Source organism: Streptomyces sp. NPDC058964 (assembly GCF_042741275.1).
In the GTDB taxonomy this organism is placed as follows: Bacteria; Actinomycetota; Actinomycetes; order Streptomycetales; family Streptomycetaceae; genus Streptomyces.
Window position 1 is genome coordinate 1 of sequence record NZ_JBHYKH010000912.1, and the last position, 1,786, is coordinate 1,786.

At 77.7% G+C, this 1,786-nt stretch carries 1 protein-coding gene and 1 pseudogene; one reads left to right on the forward strand and one right to left on the reverse strand.

The window, feature by feature from the left end; all coding sequences use genetic code 11:
• Nucleotides 1-1,424: PLP-dependent aminotransferase family protein (locus tag ACFW2E_RS46315; RefSeq protein WP_384478045.1), on the reverse strand; the 1,424-nt coding region annotated here is incomplete at its 3' end.
• 123 nt (nt 1,425-1,547) lie between these two features.
• Here ACFW2E_RS46315 and ACFW2E_RS46320 point away from each other — a divergent pair.
• Nucleotides 1,548-1,786: pseudogene (locus tag ACFW2E_RS46320) on the forward strand (hypothetical protein); the annotation flags it as partial.

The window sequence follows — 1,786 nt, forward strand, 5'->3', positions numbered from 1 at the left end:
GCGAGCGCCTCGGCCATCAGGTCGACCCCCGCCCGTATCCGCGCGGGAGACAGATGCGCGTACCCCAGGACCAGCCGCACCCCGGAATCGCCGGTACGCGCGTGCGTGCAGGCGCTGAGCGGGCGCACCGCGACCCCCGCAACGGCCATCCGTTCCAGGAAGCGGTCCTCGGGCCCGTAGCGTTCGGGGAGTTCGGCGATCGCGTGCAGGCCGGCGGCGATGCCCGACACCCTCGCCTCGGGAAACCGCTCCGCCAGCGCGGCGACCAGCGCGTCGCGACGCTCGCGGTACGCGCGCTGGCAGCGGCGCAGCTGCCGGTCGTAGTCGCCGCGCTCCAGGAACCGCGCGAACAGCGCCTGGTCCAGCGAGGGATGCCCGAGGTCCATGGTGCGTTTGCGCTCGACCACGTCGCCGGCCAGCCACTCCGGCACAAGCAGCCAGCCCAGTCTCAGGCCCGGGGCGAGGGACTTGCTGACCGAGCCCGCGTAGGCGACACGCTCGGGGTCGAGCCCCTGCAGCGCCCCCACGGGGGCGCGGTCGTAGCGGAAGTCGCCGTCGTAGTCGTCCTCCAGGACGAGCCCGTCCGCCGAGCGGGCCCAGTCGAGCAACTCGGTGCGCCGCCGCGCGGAGTACGCGATGCCGGTGGGGTACTGGTGGGCCGGCGTCGTCACCACGGCCCGCACCCCCGAGGCGAGCAGCGGGTCCGGGGCCAGGCCCTCGGCGTCCAGGGGCAGCGCTACGGTGCGCACGCCGGCCGCCGCGTACAGGGCGGAGTGCTGCGGGCTCCCCGGGTCCTCGACGCCGACCGTGCCCATCCCGCGCGCGTGGAGCACGAATCCGAGCAGGGTCGTGGCCTGTGCGACACCCGAGACGACCACGATCCGCTCCGGGTCCGCCGCCACGCCCCGGCGGCGGGACAGCAGTTCCGCGAGCGCCGTGCGCAGCCGGGGCAGTCCGCGCGGGTCGGGGTAGCCGAGGTCGTGGTGGGGCAGGTCCGCCAGTACCCCGCGCTGGGCGGCCGCCCAGGCGGCGCGCGGGAACAGCGACAGGTCCGGGGTGCCGGGGATGAAGTCGGCGCGCGCCCCGGGAGCGCGCGGGGCCAGGTCACGCGCACGGGGCGTGCGCGCCCGTACCCCGCCGCCCACCCAGGTGCCCGCGCCCCGGCCGCTGCGCAGATAGCCCTCGGCCGTCAACTGCTCGTACGCCTCGGTGACCAGGCCGCGCGACACCCCGAGGTCGGTCGCGAGGTCGCGGCTCGACGGCAGCCGTGTGCCCGGCGCCAGGCGCCCCGAGCGGATCGCCTCGCGCAGCGCCGCCTGGAGGGCGCGGCCCCGCGTGCGGGCCGGCGCCGACGCGGCCGGCAGCAGCAGCTCCCACGCGGCGGTGCCGGCGAGCCCGCCCGGATCGGTCCCCGATGACGTCATGGAAGTGGACCTTAAACCGGGCCGCCGGGCTCCCTGGCGTCGCCGGCATGAACGCCACCGGTCGCGGTGCCCTGCCCGCCGCCTTCGCCTGCGTCCTCGGCGCGGGCTCCTTCACCGACAGCTGCCGGGATCGCCTTCTCCGTCTGAGCCCTGTCGGGCGAGGCCGGCTTCGCCGTCCTCGCGGTTCCCGCGTTGAGGCCGCTGGGCCCGCCGCTGCTGTCCGCCACGGTGTGCGGTGTCGCCGCCGCCGCGGCGTCCCTCTGCGGGGGAGCGTGGCTGCGGCGCCCCGACGGCGCGGTGGCCGGCGCCCGGGGGGGGCGGGCGGGGGGGGGGGCGCGCGTGGGCTGGGGGTGGCGGGCGAC